Below are 26,027 nucleotides of genomic sequence, written 5' to 3'. Positions count from 1 at the left end.
GTCAAATGACACGGGTCATTTGATATGAGGCAGAGGTAAAATATGGACGGTTTTATTCAGCCCCATGCTTTCCTGTTTGCCATATAAGTGCTTTTTCGAAAGCAATATTGTTCATCCACGAAGAGTAGATATTATGGCTATTGATATGTTTCTGAAGGTCGAGGGTGTTACTGGCGAATCGAAAGATTCTAACCACACCGGCTGGACTGATATTACCTCCTTCTCCTGGGGCGCTTCCCAGCCTGGTAATATGAGCGTTGGCGGTGGCGGCGGTGCCGGTAAAGTTAACTTTAACGATTTGCACGTTAACGCCCTGATCGACAAATCCACCACAGCAATCCTGAAACACTGCGCCAGCGGTAAACACCTGACCAAAGTTGAGCTGTCCGTCTGTAAAGCCGGTGGCCAGCAGGTGGAATACTCCCGCATCACCCTGGAAGATGTGCTGGTCACGTCTGTTCAGTACACCGGTGCAGACAACGGCGATACCGTTGGTGTGACCTATGCATTCCAGGCTGCGAAAGTGAAACAGCAGTACTGGGAGCAGACCACGTCTGGTGGTAAAGGTGCTGAAAGCAGCGCTGGCTGGAACATCAAAGAGAACAAAGAAGCGTAATAGTAGTGGGCCCGAAAGGGCTCACTTTACCCTAAGCTTCTTATCAAGGAGAAACAAGATGTCTCACATGCGTCCTGCTTTTGGTGCCGCCTGGAACCGATTCAGAGAAGTGAACGTAAACGTAGTACAGGTTGGCAAGTTATTGGGTGGGAAAGTTCAGCATAATATTGATGCCGGTATTTTTAAAAATGCCTGCCCCATTCGTATGAGCTACGTTTTAAATTATTGTGGTATTCCGATTCCATCTAATAGTAAATATGCAACAGTGACCGGGGACGACAAAAAGCGATATATGTTCCGTGTCAAAGATATGATTGCATTTCTACCCACAGTACTGGGCAGTGCAGATATGTCAGTCTCTTCACCAACTCCTGCACAATTTGCAGGCAAGCAGGGCATTATCATCTTTACCGGACATGGCTGGTATGATGCAACCGGACATGTAACACTCTGGAATGGAAATATTTGCTCTGATGATTGTCATTTTCTTGGCTCTCCTGGCAATGGTTCATTTATTCCGACCAACGCAACATTCTGGAGCCTGAAATGAAACGTTTATTGCTGATTGTATTGGCCTTAAATACTTCTGCTGTTTATGCTCAAACACTTCCTGATGTGAGTGTTTTTTCTCAGCAACAAATTTTTGAAAACTGGGTGCAAAATCGATGCATCGGCAAGATTGCAGAGAGTAAAAGCCTGAAGGATGATGCAGAGGCCAGTGCCGCTGCATGGCTCGAAGCAAGCGATCTGCCTGCTGAGAATTTTGAAAAAGCTGACAAGATGATTATTTCTTTGCTGAAAGAGAAAGTAGGCGGTACTGCACCGGGTCATTATCAGGTATTGAAATGTAGCTTAATCGCCAAAAGCGACGCGATTCGTCTGCTCAATGTCCAAAAATAGCGTTTCACCGATATTACCAGGATATTTGACTGCACCATCTCGCGTCTTCAAGTCACCACTCGTAATGATGCTCAAGACGAGTGCAGATTCGTCAGCCTCGGTAGTAAATTATGGTGTATATGGACTGTTTACTATTGTTTCTTATTGTGGTCTTGTTTCTGATTGTTGTAATCATGGACCTGTTCAGCTCTCGTTTTTTTAAAAAACACGAGAATGATTATAATCAGCTACTTTCTGACTACCGGCGCAAAGGATATGATCTGGATCTTGTGACAAACTACGCTTCATTTTTTGGTTCACCGGCTAATTACCAAAAAATAATCTGGTTTGTACGCCTTTATAAAGGCGTCAGAATGAAGTTTACCCATGAAAGGTTTGTGCAGGAAGAAGCTTATAAATACGTACAGTCGTTACCGGACGAAAGAATTGGCTGGATGCTAAAGTTACATCGTCGTTATAAAATACAGGCGTTAATATTCACTCTGTGGCTGATTGTTGGATTATATTTTATAACCTTCATTAAATAGTTTTTGTATTCACTTTCTCAACGGATAACAATCATTAGGTGTCCCGACTGCCGGGGCTGAAGCGCTTGTTTGCGGATTAATCATAGGTGCTGCTGGCGCTGCTGGAGGTACGAAAGTAGATGGGTTTGTTGGCGAGAAGAACGGTATCTTAATATTCAGTGGAGAATGATATGATTGCTAATGATATTTTCTCCATTTTTGTGATTTTTCTTTTTGCTCTGTTCTTAATCCTGATGGTTACTTTTTATATTGATTATCGTAAGCATTCGGGGGAAGTTTCGGAAGTATATAATGCATTAACGCAAGCCAGATTATTAAGGAAGGAAGATTATCAAGTTTGGGAAGGTTTGGGGTTCTGGGGTTTCGGTTTCCGTATCACAATTTTATCAAGATTATTACGGGGAAAAAGCGTTAAGCTAACCGACTCTCGAAGACTTCAATCTCATGCATCTCATGATGTTTTGTCCGGCTTTGAACTCTCCTGGGTTTATTCATATGACAAAAAAATTAAATTCACTATGGCTATTTTTATACTGCTTTTAATTATGGCGATTATTAATGAGATATAATTTTTCATTGTCTTTATGATTGATTTTGTAGGCTTAACCCCCAAACGCCGCCGTTCTCACCCCCGAGAGCGGCAGCGTTTGAGCGCTAATCATACCAGCAGGAATACGCCATGCGATTCACGATTATTTCTACGAAACCCGGTCATCAGCCGCCGCAGAGCAGCTGTGATTTTTACGCCCCGGGCGGCACCATTGGGCGCGGTACGGATAACAATCTGGTCTTGCCGGACAATGACCGCACCATCTCACGCCTGCAGGCCATTGTTCACGTTGACGCCCAGGGCGAATGCCGCGTCACCAACCGTGGCAGCGTCACCCGCGTGGTATTAAATGACATTCCGCTGGAGCGGGGCCGTCAGGTTGAGCTGCAGGATGGCGACATTCTCGGCATTGATGACTACCGCATCGAAGTGACCGAGCTTATCCACGACACCCAGCCGGTGAGCCGCATGGCCGCCAGCATGCAGCAGCAGGCTCGTCCGACCGTTGCGCCAGCACCGGTTGCGCAGCCGAAACCGGCAAGCGCCGCACCGCGCGGTAAGGCTGAGCCAACTGCCGTGCCGTCGGAAATCTGGGACAGCCTGATGCAGGAGTTTTCCATCTCCGACAGCATCTCCCGCAACCGGACGAAACCGCAGCCTGCAGCGTCTCACGATCCCTTCTCCCAACCCGCCGCACCGGAGCGTAACGCCGAAGATCCGCTGGCGATGTTCAATGACAGCGATCCGAAGCTTGAGCGTAAGAACGTCGATCCAGACACCTTGTTCAGCGATGAAGCGTTGTTCAAAAAAGAGAGCATCTTTGATGACGTCACCCCTTCAACCCTGGTGCCACCGGTAGAGAGCAAACCCGCGCCAGCAGAAGAGACGACGGATGAACTCGACCCGCTGGCCCTGTTTGGGGGTTCGGCCAGCGCGCCAGCCGCACGCAATGATGACCCGCTCGGGCTGATGGGCGGGGCGCCGTTAACTCATCCGGACGAGATTGCCGACCAGAAGCCGGAGCCAAAGCCGGAACCTGAGCCGGAGGAGGACGTGCTGGCCGGCTCTCCGCTGTTCGCCCCTGAACCGCAGGAAGCTCCGCGAGCTGAAGAAGCACCCCCGCGACAGGATTACGCAGGCTTCACTATGCCTACACCGCAGGCCGTTGCGCGCAGTAGCAGTCAGGCGCCCAAGGGACGGCTGCGTATCGATCCGGTCAATAACGCCGCCTCACCCGGCGCCACGGCGAACAACGGTGAGAAGGGCGAAGTGCTGCAGGGCGAGCTGCTGGAGGCGCTGCTGGAAGGTATGGGCCTGAGCGAAATGCAGCCGGTGCCGCAGTTTGACCGGGAAAACATGCGTCAGCTGGGGCAGATCCTCGGTATGTTCTCCCAGGGAACCGTGGCGCTGCTCTCCTCGCGCTCTATCCTCAAGCGTGGCGTCAAAGCCGACATGACCATGGTGCTGGACGACGCTAACAACCCGTTCAAGCTGTTGCCGACCGGGAAAACCGTCCTCATCCAGATGTTCGGTACCCCCATGCCGGGCTTTATGCCGCCGACGAAATCCGTGCGCGACGCGCTGATCGATCTGCAGGCGCACCAGCTGGGGATGATCTCCGGTATTCGCGCCATTATTGCCGCGATGCTCCAGTCCTTTAACCCGGAACAGCTGGAAGAGCAGGCGAAACAGAACGGCATGACTTCTCGCCTGGCGCTGCCGGGAAGCCGCAAAGCCGCCCTGTGGGACTATTTTGTTCGCAGCTACGGCGAGACGGCAGGTGAGATCGAGGATGACTTCCACACCCTGTTTGGCGAAGCTTTCCTTCATGCCTATGACATGGAGGTGAATCAGTACAAAGACTCACAGAGCGGATCGGAAGACAAATGAATATCGCAACGGCTTCTCTCTCCCGCCAGGGGACGCGCGCCAGTAACCAGGATCAGACGGGAGAAACCATTGGGGAACGCTCAGCCTGCTTTGTCGTCTGCGACGGCATCGCTGGCCTGCCGGGCGGGGAGGTGGCCGCTGAACTGGCCCGCAACAGCATTATCTCCCGCTTCGATGGCAACAAACACCTTAATGCGCAGCATATCCGCGACTACGTGCAGACCGCGAATCGCACTATTCTCAGCGAACAGCAGGCCGTGCAGGACTACCGCCGGATGGGCACGACGCTGGTCAGCCTGTTCATTGACCGGGATTATGGGCTGGCCTACTGGGCGCACGCCGGGGACAGCCGCCTGTACCTGTTTCGTCGCGGCTGGCTGTGGCACGTCACCACCGACCACAGCCTGGTGCAGCAGATGAAAGATGCCGGGCACCAGACCGATAACCTGAACAGCAACCTGCTGTATCTGGCGCTGGGGATTGAAAACGGTGGGCCAGAAGCGAGCTATAGCGACGTAGTGCAGGTTGAAGACGGCGATGCGTTTTTACTGTGCACCGACGGCTTCTGGCACGGCGTCAGCGAAGAGCAAATGAAGCAGTCGCTGCATATGGTCAATACGCCGCAGGAGTGGCTGACCTTAATGAACCAAATCATTCAAAAGAATGGCGAACAGGAGGGGAATGCTCAGGATAACTATACCGCCCTGGCGGTATGGATGGGCAACCCTCAGGATACAACATTGCTGCACACCCTCTCTGATGCAGCACAATTTCTTCCCTGCGGAACTGATTAGACACACAAGGAACGCTATGAAACTTTGGCTATCGGGTTTGGCACTTCTGGTGGTGACCTCCACCGCTCAGGCTGAGAATTTCCGCATCGTGCAGTCTCCTGCGCAGAAGCTGGATATCTGGATCGACAACATCAAAGACAACACCCCGCAAAGCTGGTGTAAGCCAGAGGTGGCGCTGCGTATCGTGGCGAACGGCAAGAAAGACGTCTCTGTGCTGGAAAACTTTGTCCCGCGTCTTGGCTCGCTGCTGGAGCACCAGTGCAGCAAACTCAATAAACTCAGCTGGACGCTCAACGATCCGGCGGGCACGACGCTGGCACAGGGCACGGCAGGCAAAGCGCAGGATTGGGCGCTGGTGGTGAAACAGGCGCAGGCTGCGACTGCCGCGACCGAAACCGCTGCCAGCGGCGCATTACTCCCGCCAGACCAGAATGTGGCTACCCAGACTGCGCCCGCCGACCGCACGCCGTGGCAGGAGTTTACCCTACAGGACGGCTGCCATCTGCGCACCTTCTGGGAAGGTGGTGCATCCGCACCGGCGCTCTTCATTCCGGATTCTGAGACTACCCGCTGCGGTAACGGCAGCTGGCTGAGCGGACACACTGTTATCTCTCAGTCCCGCAACGGTGGGCAGAAAGAGATGGCCGTGACCTACATTCACGGCTTTCCGGTGACCGGGTTGAACCAAAACGCCGACCCGGAAAACGCCCTGATCACCTCCGTCAACAAAGAGCGCATGGTCTTCAGCACCTCTGACAGCGACCAGAGCTGGATGATCCTGCCTTACGATGACGCCCTGAACAGTTGGAAGAGCAACGGCACGGTGGCGGTAGAAATTTCGCGCGAAGTCGCCAGCGACGATGCAAAACTGCAGGCGCGTATCGCCGCGGTGAAAAAAACGTGGAGCGCCTGGGTTGCGCCCGGCACCCCGCTGAATATTGTGCTGATTGACACCCTGCGTCCTCAGCTGCGGGATCCGGCAGTTGGCGCATGGCGCGCGGCGAATTAAGGAATGGCTATGAATACGCTCTATCAACACCTGGCGGGTGAGTCGCTCAACGAGGCGCTGGCGCGTCTGGAGGCCGAAATCAAAGCCCGTCCGGCAGACGCCGATCTCCGCGCCGCGTTCGTGCAGTTTTTAACCCTCAGCGGCAACTGGTCACGGGCCCTGACCCAGCTGAAGAGCTGGCTGGCGCTGAAGCCTCAGGCGAAGCCCACCGTCACGCTGCTGGAGCAGGCCATTCAGGGCGAACTGCAGCGCGCGCAGGTGATGGCGGGTGCGCTGCGTCCTGCCATGCCTGAAACCCAGTGGCCGTGGCTCGCGACGCTTGCCGCGGCGCTTAACGAAAGCGACGAACGCGCCCACGCGCTGCGTCTGGAAGCCCTTGAACAGGCACAGGCGAACGCCGGTCAGTTGACCTTCGAAAACGAAGAGACGCAGGCGTTCGAATGGCTGATGGACGGCGACGCCCGTCTGGGCCCCGTCTGCGAAACCCTGGTTAACGGCCGCTATTTCTGGCTGCCGTTTAACGCTATCGCGGAGATCCGTTTCCAGGCGCCAGCCAGCGTTACTGACCTGGTCTGGCGTCATGCGCTGGTGCGTTTGACCGACGGTACGGAACAGGTGTGTCAGATCCCGGCGCGCTATCCGTTTGCGGCCGATGCCTCCGATGCGGTCAAGCTGGGGCGCACCACCGACTGGCGCCCGCTCGACGATGACGGCACCCTGTACGAAGGAATGGGGCAGAAGGCCTGGCTGAGCGAGCAAAGCGAAAGCCCGCTGCTGTCGTTAAGCCTCGTGACGTTTGCAACGGATGGAGCCGATGAGTAATCCCGCTGGCGAAGGCGATCTGCTGCGCAGCGGCTGGCAAGCCCGCAGCAAGCAGGAGAAGGTGGGGGCGCGCGACAAAATGCAGCCCTCGCTGCTCGATCGTCTCACCGATAACGACCCGGAGAAAAAACGCGAGCCGGCTAACAGCAACCTGATTACCCACGCCGCGCTGCGTCGCAACGTGTTGCGGGATCTGCAGTGGCTGTTTAACACCATCAACCATGACGCCTCCGGCGATTTGAGCGCCTTGCCGCACGTGAGCCGCTCGGTGGTGAACTTCGGCGTTGCACCGCTGGCCGGGAAGCGCATGTCGGATATCGAATGGCATGACATTCAGCGCAAACTCACCGAGGCCATCATCAATTTTGAACCGCGTATTTTGCCGCAGGGGCTGCAGGTCCGCTGCGTGTCGGATACCTCCTCGCTGGATCTGCACAACGTGCTCTCCATCGAGATAAAAGGGCGTTTGTGGTGTGTGCCGTACCCGCTGGAGTTCCTGTTTCGCACCGATGTCGATCTGGAAAACGGCCACTTTGAACTGAAAGATGCGGGGTAATCATGGAAAGTAAACTGCTCGACTATTACAACCGTGAGCTGGCTTACCTGCGCGAAATGGGGGCCGAGTTTGCCGAACGCTACCCGAAAGTCGCCGGAAGGCTGGGCATGCGCGGCATCGAAGTGGCGGATCCATATACTGAACGCCTGATGGAAGGGTTCGCGTTTCTGACCTCCCGCGTGCAGATGAAAATGGATGCGGAGTTTCCGCGTTTCTCCCAGCGTCTGCTGGAGATGATTGCGCCGAACTACCTTGCGCCAACCCCCTCGATAGCGATTGCACAAATTGAACCTGACAGCAGCCGTGGCGATCTGAGCAACGGCTTCATTGTGCCGCGCGGCACCATGATGGACAGCCTGGCGCTGAAGAAAACCGGCGTAACCTGCAGCTACACCACGGCGCACGAGGTCAATCTGCTGCCGTTGAAAATCGACAAGGTTGAGCTGGGCGGCGTGCCGGCGGATCTGCCGCTGGCGCAGCTGGGTCTGAGCCAGCGCGGTATCAACAGCGCGTTACGCATCCGTATTGCCTGCGACGGTCCGCAAAACCTTGGTCATCTGGATTTCGACCGGCTGGAGCTTTTCCTCAGCGGTCCGGACATTGAAGCGCTGAAGCTGCTGGAGCTGGTGATGGAGCATCATGCCGGGATCGTCTGCCAGACGGTCAGCCCGCATCCGCAGCGGCAGTTGCTCGCGTCGGATGCGCTGCGCCAGGAGGGCTTTGAGCCGGATCAGGCGCTGCTCCCGGACGATCTGCGCAACTTTGACGGTTACCGTCTGCTGCAGGAGTATTTCGCCTTCCCGGCCCGTTTCCGCTTTATCAGCCTAAGCGGACTGAACTCGCTTGTGCAGCGTTGTGACAGCGAAAAAGCGTTCGATATCTTCATTCTGCTGGATAAGTCGGATGAACAGCTGGAGCGCGTGGTCGACACCAGCCATCTGGCCCTGCACTGCACGCCGGTGATCAACCTGTTCCCGAAGGTGGCGGCCCGGCAGAAGCTGAATGAAGGCCAGCATGAATATCATCTGGTGGTCGATAACATTCGCCCGCTGGATTATGAAATTTACGCGGTGAATAAAATCTACGGCAGCGCCGACGGGCAGCGCGACGACCAGACGTTTCGTCCTTTCTGGAGCACCTGGAGCGGGGACGCGGGCAACTACGGGGCCTATTTTTCACTGCGCCGGGAACAGCGCGTGCTCTCTGAACATGCCCTGCGTTACGGCACCCGTACCGGCTATATCGGTTCTGAGGTGTTTGTGTCGCTGGTGGATGAACAGCACGCGCCGTGGCAGGAGAACCTGCGCTATATCTCTGCCGAGGTGCTCTGCACCAGCCGTGACCTGCCGCTGATGCTGCAGCAGGAGCTCGGGCAGTTCATTATGGCTGACTCCATGCCGGTGAAATCCCTGACCCTGCGTAAAGGCCCGACGCCGCCGCGTCCGGCGCTGGCCGAAGGGTTCAGCACCTGGCGCCTCATCAGCCAGCTGCAGATGAACTACCTCAGCCTGATGGACAGCGATAACGAAGACGGCGCAGCCGCGCTGCGTCAGCTGTTAGGGCTGTATGCCAACCTGGCTGAGACGCCAGTTGCGCGTCAGGTGGAAGGGGTTCGACACTGCGTGCTGGAGCCGGTTCACCGCCGCGTGCCGGAGCCTGGCCCGGTCGTTTTCGCCCGCGGGATTGGCATTACCCTGACGGTAGATGAGCGGGCGTTCTCCGGTGCCAGCCCCTGGCTTTTCGGCAGCGTGCTGGAGCGTCTCTTTGCCCGGCTGGTGTCCATTAACAGCTTCACGGAATTTACCCTCAAGAGCCAGCAGCGCGGCGAGATCGGCTACTGGGCACCGCGGATGGGTAAAAGGGCACTGCTATGAGTGACGTTGCGGCTACACCGCTGCGCGTACACCGCCTCACGCCGCTGCCGGACAGTTTCTGGCGCGGCGTTCGCGAAACGCCGTGGCGCTACGATCTGTTCCAGCTGTTAAGACGCATTGATGCCCAGGGCGGCGAGCGCTATCCGCTGGGTCGCGCGCCGCTGCCGAAATTTGAGCCATTACGCATCGGCCAGCAGCCGTCGATGAGCTTTGCGCCTTCCACGGTGGCGCAGGTGCGTCAGCGCGAAGGGAGCGGGCTGCATGAGGTGTCTATCCTCAGCTTCGGCCTGTTTGGCCCGAACGGCCCGCTGCCGGTCCACATGACGGAGTACGCCCGCGAGCGTATTCATCATCATCAGGACAGCAGCCTGAGTGCCTTTGCCGATCTGTTCCATCATCGCCTGACGCTGCTGTTTTATCGCGCCTGGGCGGATGCACAGCCCGCCGTCTCCCTTGATCGCGCCGACAACAGGCGCTTTGAGAGGTATCTGGCGTCGCTGATTGGGATGGGACAGCCGGGTCAGATGAACAAAGGCAGCCTCAGCGCGCATGCCCGCTTTACCCACGCCGGGCACCTGACCCGTCACGGGCGGGATCCGGAGGGGCTGGAAAAGATCCTGCGTCATTACTTTAAGGCACCGGTCAAACTGGTGAGCAACGTCCCGCAGTGGATGCCGCTCTCCGCGCGCGAGCAGGCGCAGCTGGGAGCCGGTCGGCGCATGCCGCGCCTGGGGGAATCCGCTTTTCTGGGCATTGCGGTACGCGACGTGCAGCATAAGTTTCGCATCGAGATTGGCCCGCTGAGCGCGGAGGAGTACAACCGCTTCCTGCCGGGCGAAGCCTGGGTCACCGAACTGCGCGACTGGGTGCGCCAGTATGCCGGGGTGGAATTTGAATGGGAAACACGGGTGATCCTGCGCGAAGACGCGGTGCAGGGCACCTCGCTCGGCGGTACCGGGCGATTAGGCTATAACACCTGGCTGGGTCATCAACCTCAGCCTGTCCCGCGTGGCGATCTGGTGTATCGCGCAGAGCGGTAATCCTTCCGTATACCGAATCATTGTTAATGGAAACTAACATGTCAGAAATTAGCCGTGCCGTGCTTTTCGGCAAACTGGATACGCTGTTATTTACCTCTCTGGAAAGCGCCACCGCCTTCTGCAAGCTGCGCGGCAACCCGTATGTGGAGCTGGTGCACTGGCTGCATCAGCTGATGCAGCAGCAGGATGGCGATCTGCAGCAGGTCATCCGCCACTTTGCCCTCGACGAACAGCAGCTGACGCGCGATATCGTTGCCGCACTGGACGCCCTGCCGCGCGGAGCGAGCTCTGTTTCCGATCTCTCCGAACATATCGACAGCGCCGTGGAACGCGCCTGGGTCTACGGGTCGCTGAAGTTTGGCGTCAGCCGTATTCGCGGCGGCCATTTGCTGATCGGCCTGCTGAAAACCTGGAATCTGGCCAACGTGCTGAAAAGCATCTCGGCGCAGTTTACCCGTCTAAACGTCGAGGTGCTGATTGAGCAGTTCGACGCCATTTGCGCCAACAGCAAAGAGACGCAGCAGGCCGCTGCCGCGGTTGACGCACCGGCGGGGGCGGTTCCGGCCGCTCAGGGGACGCTGGCCCAGTACGGTCAGGATCTGACCGCCCGCGCCCGCGAAGGGAAGATTGACCCGGTTGTCGGGCGTGATGAAGAGATCCGCCAGATGGTCGATATTCTGATGCGTCGCCGCCAGAACAACCCGCTGCTGACCGGGGAGGCCGGGGTCGGTAAAACGGCGGTGGTGGAAGGACTGGCGCTGCGTATCGCTGACGGCGACGTACCGGAGCCGCTGCAAAATATACAGCTGTGGCTGCTGGATATCGGCATGCTTCAGGCCGGCGCGGGCATGAAGGGCGAATTTGAGGCCCGTCTGCAGGCGTTAATCAATGAAGTGCAGTCCAGCGCTACGCCGATCATTCTGTTTATCGATGAGATCCACACCCTGATTGGCGCAGGCGGCCAGCAGGGCACCGGCGACGCCGCCAACCTGCTGAAGCCCGCCCTGGCGCGCGGTCAGCTGCGCACCATCGGGGCGACCACCTGGGCGGAATACAAAAAATACATCGAGAAAGATCCGGCGCTGACCCGTCGTTTCCAGACGGTGCAGGTTCATGAGCCGGACGAAGCGAAAGCCGTTCTGATGCTGCGCAGTACCGTATCGCCGCTGGAGACGCACCACCAGGTTCTGCTGCTCGACGAAGCGGTTAGCGCCGCGGTGAAACTCTCCCATCGCTATATTCCTGCGCGTCAGTTGCCGGATAAAGCCGTTGCGCTGCTTGATACCGCCTGTGCCCGCGTCGCGGTCAGCCAGAGCGCGCCACCGGCGCAGCTTGAAGACTGCCTGCGCCATCTCGCCGCGCTGGACGTAGAAATCGGGATTGCCGAACGCGAAGCGCGTGTAGGGGCTGGTGACGCTCTGCGCGTAACGGCCTTACGCGCAGAGCGTGACGCGTATGAGACAAAACGCGACGCCCTGGCCCAGCGCTGGGAGGAAGAGCGCAGCCTGGTGCAGGAGATTATCCGCCTGCGTGCTGCGCTGTTTGCGGCCGGTGATGAAGAGAGCGCCGGGCTGCACGACCAGCTGGCGGAGCAGCAGCAGGCGCTGAAAGCCTTACAGGGTGACGAACCGCTGTTGTTCGCCGCGGTGGATGAAAACGTGGTTGCGGCAGTGGTTTCTGACTGGACCGGGATCCCGCTGGGCCGGATGGTGAAAAATGAGATCGATGCGGTGCTGAACCTTGCCGACACGCTGAACCAGCGGGTCATCGGCCAGCGTCACGGGCTGGATCTGATTGCCCGCCGGGTGAAAACCTCCCGTGCGAAGCTGGACGACCCGAACAAACCGGTGGGCGTCTTTATGCTGTGCGGCCCGTCTGGCGTCGGCAAAACGGAAACCGCGCTGGCGCTCGCGGAGTCACTGTACGGCGGCGAGCAGAACGTCATTACCATCAATATGAGTGAATTCCAGGAAGCACACACCGTCTCTACCTTAAAAGGTGCACCGCCGGGATACGTAGGGTATGGTGAGGGCGGTGTGTTAACCGAGGCCGTGCGTCGCCGCCCGTATAGCGTGGTGCTGCTGGACGAAATTGAAAAAGCGCACCCGGACGTGCATGAGATCTTCTTCCAGGTCTTCGACAAAGGCTGGATGGAAGACGGCGAAGGGCGCCATATTGATTTCCGCAACACCATTATTATTCTGACGTCTAACGTGGGCACCGAACTGATCAGCGCCATGTGTGCCGACCCGGAGCTGATGCCGGAGCCGGAGGCGTTAAGCGGCGCGCTGCGCCAGCCGCTGTTGGAGGTGTTCCCGCCGGCGCTGCTGGGCCGTCTGCTGGTGGTGCCGTATTACCCGCTCAGCGACGAGATGCTGGGGCAGATTGTTCGCCTTCAGCTCAGGCGCATCCAGCGTCGCCTGGAAGAGAATCACAACATCATTTCTGAGTTTGACGACAGCGTGGTGGAACAGATTGTTCAGCGCTGTACCGAGGTGGAGTCCGGCGGCCGCATGGTGGATGCGATCCTGACCAATACCTTGCTGCCTCAGATGAGCCAGATTTTACTTACCGCCAGCCGCAGCGACGAGCAGTTCCGACGTCTGCATGTGACCTGTGAGCAGGGCGAGTTTCACTGTCAGTTTGCCGCGTAATAATCATCAAGAGAACTGTAAAAGATGACGGATAATGATAACAATCGGACTGTCCCAAACGCGCTCCCGGTCGGGTACCGCTTCAATGAGTTTGAAATCAAAGAGGTGATCGGCGGCGGCGGTTTCGGCATCGTTTATCGCGCGTGGGATCACCAGCTCGAACGCACTATCGCTATCAAAGAATTTATGCCTTCCTCGCTCGCCGTGCGCGGCGACGACATGACCCTGGTGCTGCGCAGCGAGCGCTTTGGCAAAGCCTTTTCCGCCGGGCTGAACAGCTTTATTCAGGAGGCGCGTCTGCTGGCGCGCTTTAACCACCCGAACCTGCTGCACGTTCTGCGCTTTTGGGTGCAAAACGACACGGCCTACATGGGGACGCTGTTTTACAGCGGCACCACGCTGTCGCGCCTGCGTGAAGAAAAGCCGGAGCTGATTAACGAAGCCTGGATCCGCCGTACGCTGCCGATGCTGTTTGGCGCCATCAAGACCATCCACGACGAAGGTTACCTGCATCGCGACATCTCTCTGGATAATATCCAGATCCAGGATAACGGCCTGCCGGTGCTGCTCGATTTCGGCTCCGCGCGTCGCACCATCGGTAACCTCTCTGATGAAACCGAAACCATGCTGCGCCCGGGCTTTGCGCCTATCGAGCAGTACACCGACGACAACGAAAGCGAGCAGGGTCCGTGGACGGATATCTACGCCCTCGGCGCCGTGCTGCGCACCCTGATAGTGGGCTCACCGCCGCCGGTCAGCGTGGTGCGCTCCATTCAGGACACCTGTAAGCCGCTGGTGGAAATCATGCCGCAGGGCTACTCCATTCCGCTGCTGCAGGCCATTGACCGCGCGCTGGCGCTGCACATGGAGGACCGTCCTCAGTCTATTGACGAATTCGCCGCGCTGATTGAGATGCCGGTTGCCGGTATTAACGACGTGCTGACGGCGAAAAAGCCCGGCACGATGCTGGTCCCGGTGGAAGAGGAAAAACCGGCGTCGGCACTCGACTGGCGTCGTTACAAGATCCCGGGCATGGTTGCCGCGGGTGTGCTGGTGGGCGTTGTCGCCGGCGCGATGCTGTTCAGCGGCAGTGGCCATGACGTGCCTGAGCAGGCTGCGCAGGCACCGGCAGAAACGCGTCCGGCTGAAACCGCCGCAAACGCGCCAGAGGTGAAGCCAGAAACGGCGACGGTGAGCGAGCTGGCCACTGCGCCAGCAGCGGCGCAGCAGACGCCACCGCCTGTCGCGAGCCCGGTTGCGTTGGTCTATATCCGTATTCTCGACGGCGAAACGCTGAAGGTGAACGGCGAGCCTAAAGCGCTGCGTCCGGCAAATAACGGCTATGCGTCGATCAAACTGCCGGCCGGTGAGACGAAGATTGAACTGCAGGGCAACGGAAGAACGCGTAGCCAGACGCTGGATATCGTGAAGCCGGGCACCTGGCTGGTGAATCCGTAAGTCAGGCCGGTACAGGACGGAGCGAATGTATAACATTAAGTTTGTCTATCTATTCAGCGAGAACGTTGCGCCAGCGCTTTTTGCGAAAATTATCCGCCCGTCTGTCGCCGGGCAGTGGATTATGTCGGTGCCAGACCATTCGCTGCGATCGCTGTTCACGCGCTACGATTTGCTGCGAACCATCACCGGTGCGAATCCCTATCAGTCCGGGCGCGATACGCGCAAGCTGATTGTGCAGGATCTCGATATGGGCAGGATCGTGGCGATTGACGAGAGTTTTCGCAACTGGTCGTCGGTAACGGAAATCTTTTATATCAACGCAAAGGGGCGGCTTCAGGCCGCCTCGCTCACCGGGCTGGGCTGGTACCCGGTAAGCAATATCGTCGATCGTTACGAAACGATGGTGCGCACCTATGGTTCCCGCCCTGCGCCAACGGAGCTGCCGACGCAGGTGGTGAAATCCAAAGCGGCGCAGGTGCCTGACCAGCCAACGCCGGGCAAAGACGGTAAAACCTATGCCTCTCAGCTGCAGAATATGACCAAAGCCGAACGCTGGCAGGCTCGTAAGGACCTGATTGCGAAGGGCAGCAACAGTCTCTACCCGGATGCGCAGATCGCGGCTAAGCGGTTAGCCGCGAATAACATTGCGGTGGAGAAAGCGAAGCTTGCGGAAAATGTTTATAAGACCGTAAACCCGCTGGAAACCACGCCGGGGGTACCGGAGGGGTGGAAGGATATCAGTAATGATGCCGCCGCGCTGAAGAAGCTTGGGCTAAACCGCAAAGCCCTTTTTGACAATACAGCCTCGCCTGATTTTCTGGCCCGCGTATATCAACCCGACCCAGAGGTGTTTGGTCGTGATATGAACCCAACGTTGGTTTTCAGAGGATCACGGCAACCCGAATTTTTCCCCATGAAAAACATGGCTGACTGGAAAAATAACGGTGCGCAAGGGCTTGGCATGGCGTCAGATTATTACAAAAGAGCTGTGGGGCTAGGCGAACAACTCTCTAAATCCGGGCAACAAGTGGACATCGCAGGTCACTCGCTGGGGGGCGGATTAGCCTCTGCGACCTCGATGGCCAGCGGTATGCCGGGATGGACCTTCAACGCGGCCGGACTGCATCCTGGGACCGTAGAGAAATACGGAGGCAGTCTGTTGGGCAGTACGGAAAATATTCAGGCTTACCGGGTTGAAGGTGAACTGCTGACAAAAATTCAGGAAGTTAACCTTTGGGAAGATTTCAAAACGGTTAAAGGACACGTGCCGGCGCTGATAGCCAAAGAAGAGCTTTCTGCCGTCATGCCTGACGCTGCCGGAATTGCACACGACCTTCCGGGGGGAACGGGAGGTGCTCTCGATCGCCATGGCATCGATCAGGCGATTAACTGTATTGAGCAACAGAAGGATGAAGACATCGCCATTATCGGGAGTCGCGCGTGAAATCATTGATTACTGGCTGGATAGCGCTTTGTTTAATGTTTATGGTTCAGGGGTGCAAGCAAAATATGGATTTAAAACCAGACAATTACTTCAGCGGACAGCAGCTCACCTTAGCGCGTGCCATTGAGGCCGGTGAGGTGAATGAAGTTGTTAAGCTCGCTTCGCAAACCGACCTTAATACGCCCGGTAAAGAGGACATGACGCTGCTGTTTTGGGCGGTGATGAATTCAATTAACGATAAGAAAACACCGGATCAGTTAAAGATTATTACCGCGCTGGTCAAATCGGGGGCAGATCCACTGCAGCCACGACCTCGGGGGGAGAGCAGTCCTGCAGAATTTGTCCTGAAAGCGGACAGCGGCGTCTGGATAAAGGCGATGCTGGAGGGCGGATTACCGCCGGATGCGAAGGACAAAACGTTTGGGGAACCGATTATCTTCGAAACCCTCGAAGCAAAAAACACCGATACGCTCCAGGCGATGCTTGATGGCGGAGCGGATATCAATATTACCAATTCACTGGGTAATACGTTGCTGATCGCCGCGCTGGATTTTCACTCTTACGACCATGTCCTGCTTTTGCTGGAGCGTGGCGCAAACGCTGAGATCAAGGCGGATAATGGCTGGACAATGGCCAACCAGCTGCAGCGTTATCTGAACCGGGCGAAAGAGGGCAGTGACGAATATCAAAAACTGACTGAAATTAAGGACGCGCTTATTCAGCATGGTGGTAAATGGCCTCCCGCGCCGGTGAGTCAGTGATGTCGTTAAACCGTGCGCTTCCTTAAGCAATGATGACTGTTAAAAAGCAGGTTTTCATTTTCTGGGGAACGATGGATGCGCTGGCTGTTGCGATCTACTGTGCGCAGTCTGTACGCCATGACAGAGTCCCCTTTGTATCCGATATCTTCTCCTTCATTGCGACAGGAAACGGGCCTTCTGGTGGTGGGGATAGCGTTCTGCTGCTGTTCTTTATTCTCGATTTCCTGTTGCTGTTGTCGCTTTTTGCCTCAGCATGGTGCTTTCTGACAGGGAAGCCTTTTGCGAGCAAACTGGCGCTCTGCCAGGAAGTTTTCCGTCTGATCTCTTTCCGGTGTTCGGTGACCCTTTTTCCGCTGTTGTTGAACCTCATGGGGGCCCAGAACGTCTGGCTGAATAGTGTTTTGTTTATATTCTCAGAGTTTCTAAAGATCTACTCCCTGTGGATATATCAATATGAACAAGACAATGAATCTTTGAAAAGGCAAAAGCGGTATCGAAATTAAGCAGACGGTGACTTGTGCATATCCCAAAACGTCTTGTCAGAAATCTCGTCTTTGTTGATACATTTATTTAGCATAAAACATTACGGAATATCGATTATGCTCAACCGAATTACCGTCCAGCTCCCGGTCGAGGGGCTGCTCTTCTGGAAACTCTCCGGCCGCGAGGCGATGTCCGAGTCGTTCGCCCTGACGCTGACCCTGCTCGGCACGGATGCGCGCATTGACCGCAGCAAACTGCTGGGCCAGCCGGTCACGGTGACCATCCCGACGCAGAACCTGCTCACCTCCCGCTATATCAACGGCAAGGTCACGCGCGTGGCGGTGAGCGCCGTTGAGCTGTCGGGGACCCGCTACGCGGTGTACCAGCTGACGGTGGAGCCGGACCTGTGGCCGATGAAGCGCGACCGTAACCTGCGCATCTTCCAGGGGCAGACGGTGCCGCAGATTGTGAAAACCCTCCTGAGTGAGCATCAGGTCAACGTCGAGGACAAGCTCACCGGCAGCTACCGGGTGTGGGACTACTGCGTGCAGTATCAGGAGTCGAGCCTGGACTTCATCAGCCGCCTGATGGAGCTGGAGGGGATTGCGTATCACTTCAGCCACGAGGCCGACAAACACACCCTCGTGCTCACCGACGCCGCCACCCAGCATCAGCCGTTCAGCGGCTACGAGGTGATTCCGTATCACCAGACGCCATCCGGCGGCAGCACGGATGAAGAGGGTATCGGTCAGTGGGCGCTGGAGGACAGCGTCACGCCGGGGATTTACAGCCTCGACGATTACGATTTCCGCAAGCCGAACGCGTGGCTGTTCCAGGCCCAGCAGAACCCGGCGTCGCCGAAGCCGGGCAGCATTGACGTCTACGACTGGCCGGGACGCTTTGTGGAGACCGGGCATGCGGAGTTCTACGCCCGCATTCGCCAGGAGCGCTGGCAGGTGGAGCACCAGCAGATTCAGGCCACTGCCACGGCGGCAGGCATTGCGCCGGGCCACACCTTCACCCTGACTAACGCGCCGTTCTTCAGCGATAACGGCGACTATCTGGTGACGGCGGCGGGGTATCACTTCGAGGAGAACCGCTACGCCAGCGGCGAGGGTGAAACTATTCACCGGACTGATTTCACGGTTATCCCGGCATCGGTCTCTTATCGCCCGGCGCAGAGTACGCCCTGGCCGCGCACCTACGGCCCGCAGACGGCAAAAGTGGTGGGTCCGCAGGGGGAGAGCATCTGGACGGACAAATACGGCCGCGTGAAGGTGAAGTTCCACTGGGACCGTCTGGCGAAGGGCGACGACACCAGCTCCTGCTGGGTGCGCGTGTCGAGCGCCTGGGCGGGCCAGGGCTACGGCGGGGTGCAAATTCCGCGTGTGGGCGATGAGGTGGTGGTGGACTTTATCAACGGTGATCCGGACCGTCCGATCATTACCGGGCGGGTGTACAACGACGCGAGCATGCCGCCGTGGGCGCTGCCGGCCGCGGCGACGCAGATGGGCTTTATGAGCCGGACAAAAGACGGCTCGGTCGACAACGCCAACGCCCTGCGGTTCGAGGACAAGGCGGGCGCGGAGCAGGTGTGGCTCCAGGCCGAGCGCAATCTGGATATTAACGTCAAAAATGATGAATCGCATGCCACGGAAAAAAATCGTACCCAGTTTGTAGGTGAAAATGAAACCTTACGGGTGGTGAAAAATCAGCAGGCGGGCGTTAAAGGGGACGTCATTTGCCTGACGGGTAACAGTCGCAGCGATAAAGTGGTTAACAACTTTATTATTTCAGCGGGCAATACGTTGAGGCTGGAGTGTGGTGAAAGCGCCATTGAATTAGCGAAAGATGGCAGCGTTAATATCATTGGTAATAACTTTAACTTTACCGCAAAACAGAACGCGCAGATAAACACGCTTGGCGGTGAACTGCATCTGAATCCTGCCGGTGGAAGCAATGCCATCGATCCTCCTGGGTCATCCCATCAGAGTGAAATCCAGCAGGAAGTGGATAGTTTTTTTGTTATTAATGCCAACAAATAAAAGTAACTCGTATGGCGGAATATACTCTCCAGGAAGCTACGCTGGCGTTACCAAATGTATATAAAGACAGAACCATGAATTTATTTGCCCTGAGCGAAAATGGTGCTAAGCCGAATACATCGTTTGAGGTTGTCAGCAGGTCAGATGAACCTGGAATAATGAATATGGAATTAAAGTAAATACCATGATCGACCTTCATTCCGAAGACACAGTAATCAATCATTATGCTAATCGCTATCATACATACCTGCCAGTTAATGTCCGTAAGGCAATTAGAAGCAACAGTATTGATAATTTGAGTTCTTCACAAGCCTGGGATGCAACTTTACCTTTAATTACGACTGAAGATGTTTCACGTGATAAAGCGCTTGGGGCGCTTGTGGGACTGGCTGTTGGGGACGCCGTCGGCACCACTCTTGAGTTTAAGAAAAGAGACAGTGAACATGTAGCGGATATGATTGGTGGCGGACCTTTTCAATTAAAACCTGGTGAATGGACAGATGATACGTCCATGGCATTATGTCTGGCAGAGACTTATCTTTCAGAAAACAGAATGCACACCGATGTGCTTAGAAAATATCTCCTGAAATGGTATCTTGACGGAGAGAATAGCAGTAATGGTCGGTGCTTCGATATCGGGAATACGACGCGATTCGCACTTGAACAGTATATGCGTGTCGGACCTTCCTGGTATGGTAATACAGAGAAACACACTGCTGGTAATGCTGGGGTTATTCGTCAAGCACCGGTGTCTATCTTTCGTCGAAAATCGCTGCGTGGGATTTACTTCGAATCCCAGGCTCAGAGTCGAGCAACGCATGGCGCGGTAGAATCAATTAACGCATGCCAGTTTCTCGGATTGGTATTGCACTATTTAATTAACGGTTATCAAAAAGAAGAAACTTTTTCGCCTCATGTTTTCCCACTGTGCGCGCGTGTAATGATCATAAATGCGGGCGAGTATAAGCAAAAAACTCGCGACCAGATCCGTTCAAGTGGTTACGTAATTGATACGCTTGAGGCCGCGATGTGGTCCGTATGGAATACGGATAATTTCCGAGATGCAATTTTACTGGCAGCTAACCTTGCCGATGATGCTGACAGCGTTGCAGCGACGGCGGGACAAATCGCGGGAGCATTATATGGTTATTCCGGTATTCCGCAGGAGTGGAAAAACAGACTCGTACAGCACGAACGTATCGCCAAAATGGCAGGTGAACTGTTCGATAGAGCTCCTGAGGATAATTTCTTATAATTATATTAGTCATCTGGTACGGGTATTGTACCGTGCCTTTTTCTTAGTCTGTACCTAATGGTTTGTTAGTTAAAAGCATCCCTGCGTGATAAAAATTGGAAAATACAGATTCTTCGACAAGAGAAGATGTGGTGACCATGGTTGTGGATAAAGAAAATTACACCGCGCTGGATTATATCAATGATGCTATTGATGCAATCAATCATCGATTGGAACAAAATCCTACATTTTCTTTATATATTATGGCAAAGAATCAGTTGGATTATATAAGATCCATTCTAACTGGTGCTGAAAAGGATAAAAGTAAATTACACACATTGAATCCTGGAGTGCTTGCGTCCAAAGAGTTTGATACTACCGATGCCGAGCTTGCTCAGCATTTGTCCAATGCTAATTATATAGCTTCTCAGATGGGGCAAGGATTGAAGGTTATTCTCCCCCATGAGCAAGACGTAGAGTACTTGAAAAGGCAAAAGAGATATCGCAAGTGATGAGCAACTTTTGATTAAAGTTTTAAATGTAATCATCCTGGTTAGAATTACCACGGGAAAATGGGGACATAATTTGCTATCATGTGTAATATTTCAAGACAATTCGATTCACTGCAATGAATGAAATAACAATCTTTGGTTATGTTGAAAGAGCATTGGTTATAGCACAAAAGAGATATGCTGAGGTCAAAAATCTTAACCCTCATAACCCGCTTTTACAAATGTACGACTCTATTGTACAACAATTATTATTTTTACGGGATTTAATAGAAGGTAAGGAAAAGGATAAGGCAAAATTATGGAAAATGACGTTCGGTATGTATGCAGTGAAGGAGTTTGAAAATTCTGATGAATTGTTTTTTGAAAGGTTGTCGGATGCTTGGTTTATTGTGGATCAAATCCGCCGAGGGTTAAAGGTTAGGTTGCCGCATGAGGTTAACGCCAATTATGGAACAAAGCAACAAAAGCTCAATAAGAAATATCCTGATGAATTTTAGAACTGGGTGTTAAATATTTTTATTATGGGTGGATGGTGATTGATTTACATGCTAATTTGAATGTATTGTTAAAATATGTAGATAGATATCGTAAGTACTTACCTGTTAGCAGTCCTTCAGTCCAGCGGAGGATGCAGTATGAATATAATGATAAACCATTAGCATCATCTTTTGATTGCGATGCACAACAACAATGGGATTTAACACCATTATGTAACATCTCACTTGCGGAATCACGGGATCGCGCGATAGGTGCGCTTATTGGTCTTGCGGTCGGGGATGCTGTAGGTACCACACTCGAATTTCTACCACGTGACAGAGCACACGTTAAGGATATGACAGGGGGTGGGCCATTTCGACTGCGCGCAGGCGAATGGACGGATGATACTTCCATGGCATTATGCCTTGCGGAAACTCTTCTTGAGAAAGGTGATGCTGATACTATATTCTTTAGGAATAAACTTCTGGCATGGTATCAGCATGGTTATAACAGTTCAAATGGTGTCTGTTTTGATATAGGGAATACAACTCGATTTGCTTTAGAACAATATTTGGCTATTGGTCCTGGCTGGCGCGGCAATACTTCACCAGAAACTGCAGGTAATGCATCCATTATCAGGCAAGCACCTGTCTCTATTTTTTTTAGAAAGTCATTAAGCAAATCATTTTATGAATCCAAAAAACAAAGTATTGCTACACATGGTGCATCGGAAGCAATAAATAGCACACAGTATTTAAACTATTTGCTTGTATATATGATTAATGGGAGCAACAAAGAATTTGTTTTCGCTCCACATATTATGCCGCTCCAGCCACGTGTAATGATTATTAATGCGGGCGAGTATAAGCAAAAAACTCGCGACCAGATTCGTTCAAGTGGTTACGTAATTGATACGCTTGAGGCCGCGATGTGGTCCGTATGGAATACGGATAATTTCCGTGATGCCATTCTACTGGCAGCTAACCTTGCCGATGATGCTGACAGCGTTGCAGCGACCGCGGGACAAATCGCGGGGGCATTATATGGTTATTCCGGTATTCCGCAGGAATGGAAAAACAAACTCGTACAGCACGAACGTATCGCCAAAATGGCAGGTGAACTGTTCGATAGAGCTCCAGAGGATAATTTCTTATAATTATATTAGTACATCTGGTACGGGTATTGTACTGTGCCTTTTTCTTTGTCTGTACCTAATGGTTTGTTAGTTAAAAGCAGCCCTGCGTGATAAAAATTGGAAAATACAGATTCTTCGACAAGAGAAGATAGTCAATCAACGGTTCGGGCCAATATTACGCCTGGTAGTAAAATCTCTCGCCGCGTTAAGCTGTATCTTGTTGTTTTGACAATGCCTGGAGATCAATATGTATAAATGTGGTACGTTATGATTCATTGGCTTTTCTTTATTCTCTTCATGATTTGGACGCTAGCGCTTATCTGGAATGGAAAAGACTTATTCAGTAAAAAACAGTGGTGCCTTACCGGGTTGATGTTCGTTCTGGTGCTAGTGGCTACGGTTGTTATTGGTTTTACGTTGAAATGGTTTGCTCAGTCAATGTCATTATTCTCCGTCGCAACGGCGAAACACTATTCGATTATCTTTTCCATGTCTTTCCTGTGCGTATGGGGACTAAAAGTTACCGTTGTGCTGCTCTGTACGATCTTTTCCGCGATTACTGGAGGGCACAAAAAATACAATGCTGAAAATTATGAAGCATTATCGTCTATAACACGCGTCGTTGCGCCTGGCTTACTTATCGTTGCTAAAAGCGTAGTTTCCCTGGGTAGCGTCCTTATGTTTTCAGGTTTATGGCTTAAATAATCACGATTTAAAAAATATCTCAATGAATACCGAGATTAGTCCATAGTGGAATAACGATTATGCTCAACCGAATTACCGTCCAGCTCCCGGTCGAGGGGCTGCTCTTCTGGAAACTTTCCGGCCGCGAGGCGATGTCCGAGTCGTTCGCCCTGACGCTGACCCTGCTTGGCGCGGATGCGCGCATTGACCGCAGCAAACTGCTGGGCCAGCCGGTCACGGTGACCATCCCGACGCAGAACCTGCTCACCTCCCGCTATATCAACGGTAAAGTCACGCGCGTGGCGGTGAGCGCCGTTGAGCTGTCGGGCACCCGCTACGCGGTGTACCAGCTGACGGTGGAGCCGGACCTGTGGCCGATGAAGCGCGACCGTAACCTGCGCATCTTCCAGGGGCAGACGGTGCCGCAGATAGTGAAAACCCTGCTGGGTGAGCATCAGGTCAACGTCGAGGACAAGCTCACCGGCAGCTACCGGGTGTGGGACTACTGCGTGCAGTATCAGGAGTCGAGCCTGGACTTCATCAGCCGCCTGATGGAGCTGGAGGGGATTGCGTATCACTTCAGCCACGAGGCGGACAAACACACCCTCGTGCTCACCGACGCCGCCACCCAGCATCAGCCGTTCAGCGGCTACGAGGTGATTCCGTATCACCAGACGCCATCCGGCGGCAGCACGGATGAAGAGGGTATCGGCCAGTGGGCGCTGGAGGACAGCGTCACGCCGGGGATTTACAGCCTCGACGATTACGATTTCCGCAAGCCGAACGCGTGGCTGTTCCAGGCCCAGCAGAACCCGGCGTCGCCGAAGCCGGGCAGCATTGACGTCTACGACTGGCCGGGACGCTTTGTGGAGACCGGGCATGCGGAGTTCTACGCCCGCATTCGCCAGGAGCGCTGGCAGGTGGAGCACCAGCAGATTCAGGCCACCGCCACGGCGGCAGGCATTGCGCCTGGCCACACCTTCACCCTGACTAACGCGCCGTTCTTCAGCGATAACGGCGACTATCTGGTGACGGCGGCGGGGTATCACTTCGAGGAGAACCGCTACGCCAGCGGCGAGGGTGAAACTATTCACCGGACTGATTTCACGGTTATCCCGGCGTCGGTCTCTTATCGCCCGGCGCAGAGTACGCCCTGGCCGCGCACCTACGGCCCGCAGACGGCAAAAGTGGTGGGTCCGCAGGGGGAGAGCATCTGGACGGACAAATACGGCCGCGTGAAGGTGAAGTTCCACTGGGACCGTCTGGCAAAGGGCGACGATACCAGCTCCTGCTGGGTGCGCGTGTCGAGCGCCTGGGCGGGCCAGGGCTACGGCGGGGTGCAAATCCCGCGTGTGGGCGATGAGGTGGTGGTGGACTTTATCAACGGTGATCCGGACCGTCCGATCATTACCGGGCGGGTGTACAACGACGCGAGCATGCCGCCGTGGGCGCTGCCGGCGGCGGCGACGCAGATGGGCTTTATGAGCCGGACAAAAGACGGCTCGGTCGACAACGCCAACGCCCTGCGCTTTGAGGACAAGGCGGGCGCGGAGCAGGTGTGGATCCAGGCCGAGCGGAATATGGATACCAGCATCAAGAATGATGAAACGCACAGCGTCGGCGGCGAGCGTAGCCATTACGTGAAGAAAAATGAGCTGCATCGCGTGGAGGCGAATCAGATCCAGGCGGTGAAAGGCGGGACAGAGATCCTGACGGGGAAAGGCAAGCTGGACGCGGCGGTGGAGCAGTACGTTATCGCTTCCGGAACAAGGCTGAGGCTGGTCTCCGGTGAAAGCGCCATTGAGCTTAACGCGAACGGCAAAATTAGCCTGATCGGCAAAGAGTTTAACTTCTTTGTGGAAGGGGATGGCCATATTACGACGGGCGGTAAGCTACACCTGAATACCTCTGGCACAAAACCGGGTACCACGGCACCGGGCGCGGGACACAAAGGAGACATTGATGCGGCCGTTCAGGCGAAATTCACGACCAAAGGTGAGTAAAGCGGGAGCGGTGCTTGTCGCGTTATTAACGACGGGGATGGGTGGCGGAGACGTAAAAATAAACGATCTTTGGATCTTTGTTTCCAGGATGAGTGCTTCACTCAAAACGTTATCCGTTAGGAATCTGAGCGACGCGCCGCTGCCGTTTAAAATGATCAAAAACAATGAATATATTAACTTCTACACTACTGAGGATATCACTCTCGCTGACGGAACGAACATAACCGCGATTGACTTACGTTTAAGTAAAGAACGCGACGGCGCGGCACCATTTCTCAGTTTTTCGCCCTCCGGCCGGTGCATAACGCTTGATGCCGTTAAAAAGCACTACCCGCATCTGGAGTTAACTGACTATCCCCGAGGCCGCTCCGGGAATGAAGTGACCAGCTACACCGCGTCAAAAGACAAAAATGGAGAGAAAATAAGCTTTAGTTTCACCGTAAATAAACCTGATTGTCTGGACTCGGTTGTCATTAGTGCGGACTAAGACATCTCATTGTCATAAAAGGCCTTTTTCTCCTTCGGAGAACCGGGTAATAAAAATTCGATGAAAAATGAT

25 protein-coding genes are annotated in these 26,027 nt (G+C 54.6%); all 25 read left to right on the top strand.

Annotation, left to right across the window (positions count from 1 at the left end):
• Positions 1 to 133: 133 nt before the first annotated feature.
• The 25 genes from C1N69_RS13175 (at position 134) to C1N69_RS13050 (ending at position 25,955) form a co-directional block, all read left to right on the top strand.
• Positions 134 to 616, top strand: a complete 483-nt coding sequence (locus C1N69_RS13175; protein ID WP_008502640.1) for an Hcp family type VI secretion system effector — start codon at positions 134 to 136, stop codon at positions 614 to 616.
• Positions 617 to 674: 58 nt separating this feature from the next.
• A complete protein-coding gene (locus C1N69_RS13170) occupies positions 675 to 1,166 on the top strand; it encodes a type VI secretion system amidase effector protein Tae4 (RefSeq protein WP_155031347.1) in 492 nt (163 codons plus the stop codon).
• Positions 1,163 to 1,516 carry a T6SS amidase immunity protein Tai4 family protein gene (locus tag C1N69_RS13165; RefSeq protein ID WP_047958909.1) on the top strand — a complete coding sequence of 118 codons (354 nt, stop codon included), beginning with the start codon at positions 1,163 to 1,165 and terminating at the stop codon, positions 1,514 to 1,516. The genes C1N69_RS13170 and C1N69_RS13165 overlap by 4 nt, the downstream gene beginning before the upstream one ends.
• 697 nt (positions 1,517 to 2,213) lie before the next feature.
• Entirely contained in the window at positions 2,214 to 2,612 is a 399-nt protein-coding gene (locus tag C1N69_RS13155) for a hypothetical protein (protein WP_155031346.1), read from the top strand.
• Positions 2,613 to 2,722: 110 nt separating this feature from the next.
• A complete protein-coding gene (gene tagH, locus C1N69_RS13150; RefSeq protein WP_155031345.1) occupies positions 2,723 to 4,483 on the top strand; it encodes a type VI secretion system-associated FHA domain protein TagH in 1,761 nt (586 codons plus the stop codon).
• On the top strand, positions 4,480 to 5,277 hold the full coding sequence (locus tag C1N69_RS13145; RefSeq protein WP_025760036.1) for a PP2C family protein-serine/threonine phosphatase: 798 nt from the start codon (positions 4,480 to 4,482) through the stop codon (positions 5,275 to 5,277). The genes tagH and C1N69_RS13145 overlap by 4 nt, the downstream gene beginning before the upstream one ends.
• Positions 5,278 to 5,293: 16 nt before the next feature.
• Positions 5,294 to 6,286, top strand: coding sequence for a hypothetical protein (locus tag C1N69_RS13140; protein WP_045285512.1), 993 nt, complete (start codon positions 5,294 to 5,296; stop codon positions 6,284 to 6,286).
• Positions 6,287 to 6,295: 9 nt separating this feature from the next.
• Positions 6,296 to 7,108, top strand: a complete 813-nt coding sequence (locus tag C1N69_RS13135; RefSeq protein ID WP_047958905.1) for a type VI secretion system accessory protein TagJ — start codon at positions 6,296 to 6,298, stop codon at positions 7,106 to 7,108.
• Positions 7,101 to 7,664: a type VI secretion system baseplate subunit TssE gene (tssE, locus tag C1N69_RS13130; RefSeq protein ID WP_025760034.1), complete on the top strand. Its 564-nt coding sequence runs from the start codon at positions 7,101 to 7,103 to the stop codon at positions 7,662 to 7,664. Before C1N69_RS13135 ends, tssE begins: the two co-directional genes overlap by 8 nt.
• A 2-nt stretch (positions 7,665 to 7,666) precedes the next feature.
• Positions 7,667 to 9,538: a type VI secretion system baseplate subunit TssF gene (tssF, locus tag C1N69_RS13125; protein WP_155031344.1), complete on the top strand. Its 1,872-nt coding sequence runs from the start codon at positions 7,667 to 7,669 to the stop codon at positions 9,536 to 9,538.
• Positions 9,535 to 10,578, top strand: a complete 1,044-nt coding sequence (tssG, locus tag C1N69_RS13120) for a type VI secretion system baseplate subunit TssG (RefSeq protein ID WP_059386841.1) — start codon at positions 9,535 to 9,537, stop codon at positions 10,576 to 10,578. The genes tssF and tssG overlap by 4 nt, the downstream gene beginning before the upstream one ends.
• A 38-nt stretch (positions 10,579 to 10,616) precedes the next feature.
• Positions 10,617 to 13,232 carry a type VI secretion system ATPase TssH gene (gene tssH / locus C1N69_RS13115; protein WP_155031343.1) on the top strand — a complete coding sequence of 872 codons (2,616 nt, stop codon included), beginning with the start codon at positions 10,617 to 10,619 and terminating at the stop codon, positions 13,230 to 13,232.
• A gap of 24 nt (positions 13,233 to 13,256) precedes the next feature.
• Complete coding sequence (locus tag C1N69_RS13110; protein WP_155031342.1) at positions 13,257 to 14,690, top strand: serine/threonine protein kinase; 1,434 nt, start codon at positions 13,257 to 13,259, stop codon at positions 14,688 to 14,690.
• Positions 14,691 to 14,715: 25 nt separating this feature from the next.
• On the top strand, positions 14,716 to 16,134 hold the full coding sequence (locus C1N69_RS13105; protein ID WP_155031341.1) for a Tle-like phospholipase domain-containing protein: 1,419 nt from the start codon (positions 14,716 to 14,718) through the stop codon (positions 16,132 to 16,134).
• Positions 16,135 to 16,169: 35 nt separating this feature from the next.
• Entirely contained in the window at positions 16,170 to 16,895 is a 726-nt protein-coding gene (locus C1N69_RS13100; protein WP_420841811.1) for an ankyrin repeat domain-containing protein, read from the top strand.
• 71 nt (positions 16,896 to 16,966) lie between these two features.
• The gene (locus C1N69_RS13095; RefSeq protein ID WP_244956305.1) at positions 16,967 to 17,398 is read left to right on the top strand and encodes a hypothetical protein; all 432 of its coding nucleotides are present in this window, start codon (positions 16,967 to 16,969) and stop codon (positions 17,396 to 17,398) included.
• Between the two features lie 96 nt (positions 17,399 to 17,494).
• Positions 17,495 to 19,423, top strand: coding sequence for a type VI secretion system Vgr family protein (locus tag C1N69_RS13090; protein WP_155031339.1), 1,929 nt, complete (start codon positions 17,495 to 17,497; stop codon positions 19,421 to 19,423).
• Positions 19,424 to 19,434: 11 nt separating this feature from the next.
• Positions 19,435 to 19,602 carry a hypothetical protein gene (locus C1N69_RS13085; RefSeq protein WP_244956304.1) on the top strand — a complete coding sequence of 56 codons (168 nt, stop codon included), beginning with the start codon at positions 19,435 to 19,437 and terminating at the stop codon, positions 19,600 to 19,602.
• A 5-nt stretch (positions 19,603 to 19,607) separates the two neighbouring features.
• Positions 19,608 to 20,678: an ADP-ribosylarginine hydrolase Tri1 gene (tri1, locus tag C1N69_RS13080; protein ID WP_155031338.1), complete on the top strand. Its 1,071-nt coding sequence runs from the start codon at positions 19,608 to 19,610 to the stop codon at positions 20,676 to 20,678.
• A 143-nt stretch (positions 20,679 to 20,821) separates the two neighbouring features.
• The gene (locus C1N69_RS13075) at positions 20,822 to 21,169 is read left to right on the top strand and encodes an immunity protein Tsi6 family protein (protein ID WP_155031934.1); all 348 of its coding nucleotides are present in this window, start codon (positions 20,822 to 20,824) and stop codon (positions 21,167 to 21,169) included.
• Between the two features lie 116 nt (positions 21,170 to 21,285).
• Positions 21,286 to 21,666: an immunity protein Tsi6 family protein gene (locus C1N69_RS13070; protein ID WP_155031337.1), complete on the top strand. Its 381-nt coding sequence runs from the start codon at positions 21,286 to 21,288 to the stop codon at positions 21,664 to 21,666.
• 35 nt (positions 21,667 to 21,701) lie between these two features.
• Complete coding sequence (gene tri1, locus C1N69_RS13065) at positions 21,702 to 22,802, top strand: ADP-ribosylarginine hydrolase Tri1 (protein WP_420841810.1); 1,101 nt, start codon at positions 21,702 to 21,704, stop codon at positions 22,800 to 22,802.
• Positions 22,803 to 23,048: 246 nt separating this feature from the next.
• Positions 23,049 to 23,486, top strand: coding sequence for a hypothetical protein (locus C1N69_RS13060; RefSeq protein WP_231584245.1), 438 nt, complete (start codon positions 23,049 to 23,051; stop codon positions 23,484 to 23,486).
• Between the two features lie 59 nt (positions 23,487 to 23,545).
• Entirely contained in the window at positions 23,546 to 25,468 is a 1,923-nt protein-coding gene (locus C1N69_RS13055; protein ID WP_155031335.1) for a type VI secretion system Vgr family protein, read from the top strand.
• On the top strand, positions 25,461 to 25,955 hold the full coding sequence (locus tag C1N69_RS13050; protein WP_244956303.1) for a hypothetical protein: 495 nt from the start codon (positions 25,461 to 25,463) through the stop codon (positions 25,953 to 25,955). The genes C1N69_RS13055 and C1N69_RS13050 overlap by 8 nt, the downstream gene beginning before the upstream one ends.
• The last annotated feature ends 72 nt before the right edge of the window (positions 25,956 to 26,027 follow it).

The organism is Enterobacter sichuanensis (assembly GCF_009036245.1).
Taxonomy (GTDB): Bacteria; Pseudomonadota; Gammaproteobacteria; order Enterobacterales; family Enterobacteriaceae; genus Enterobacter; species Enterobacter sichuanensis.
Note: the sequence above shows the minus strand (reverse complement) of the source record. Positions and strands in the feature narration are given on the sequence as shown.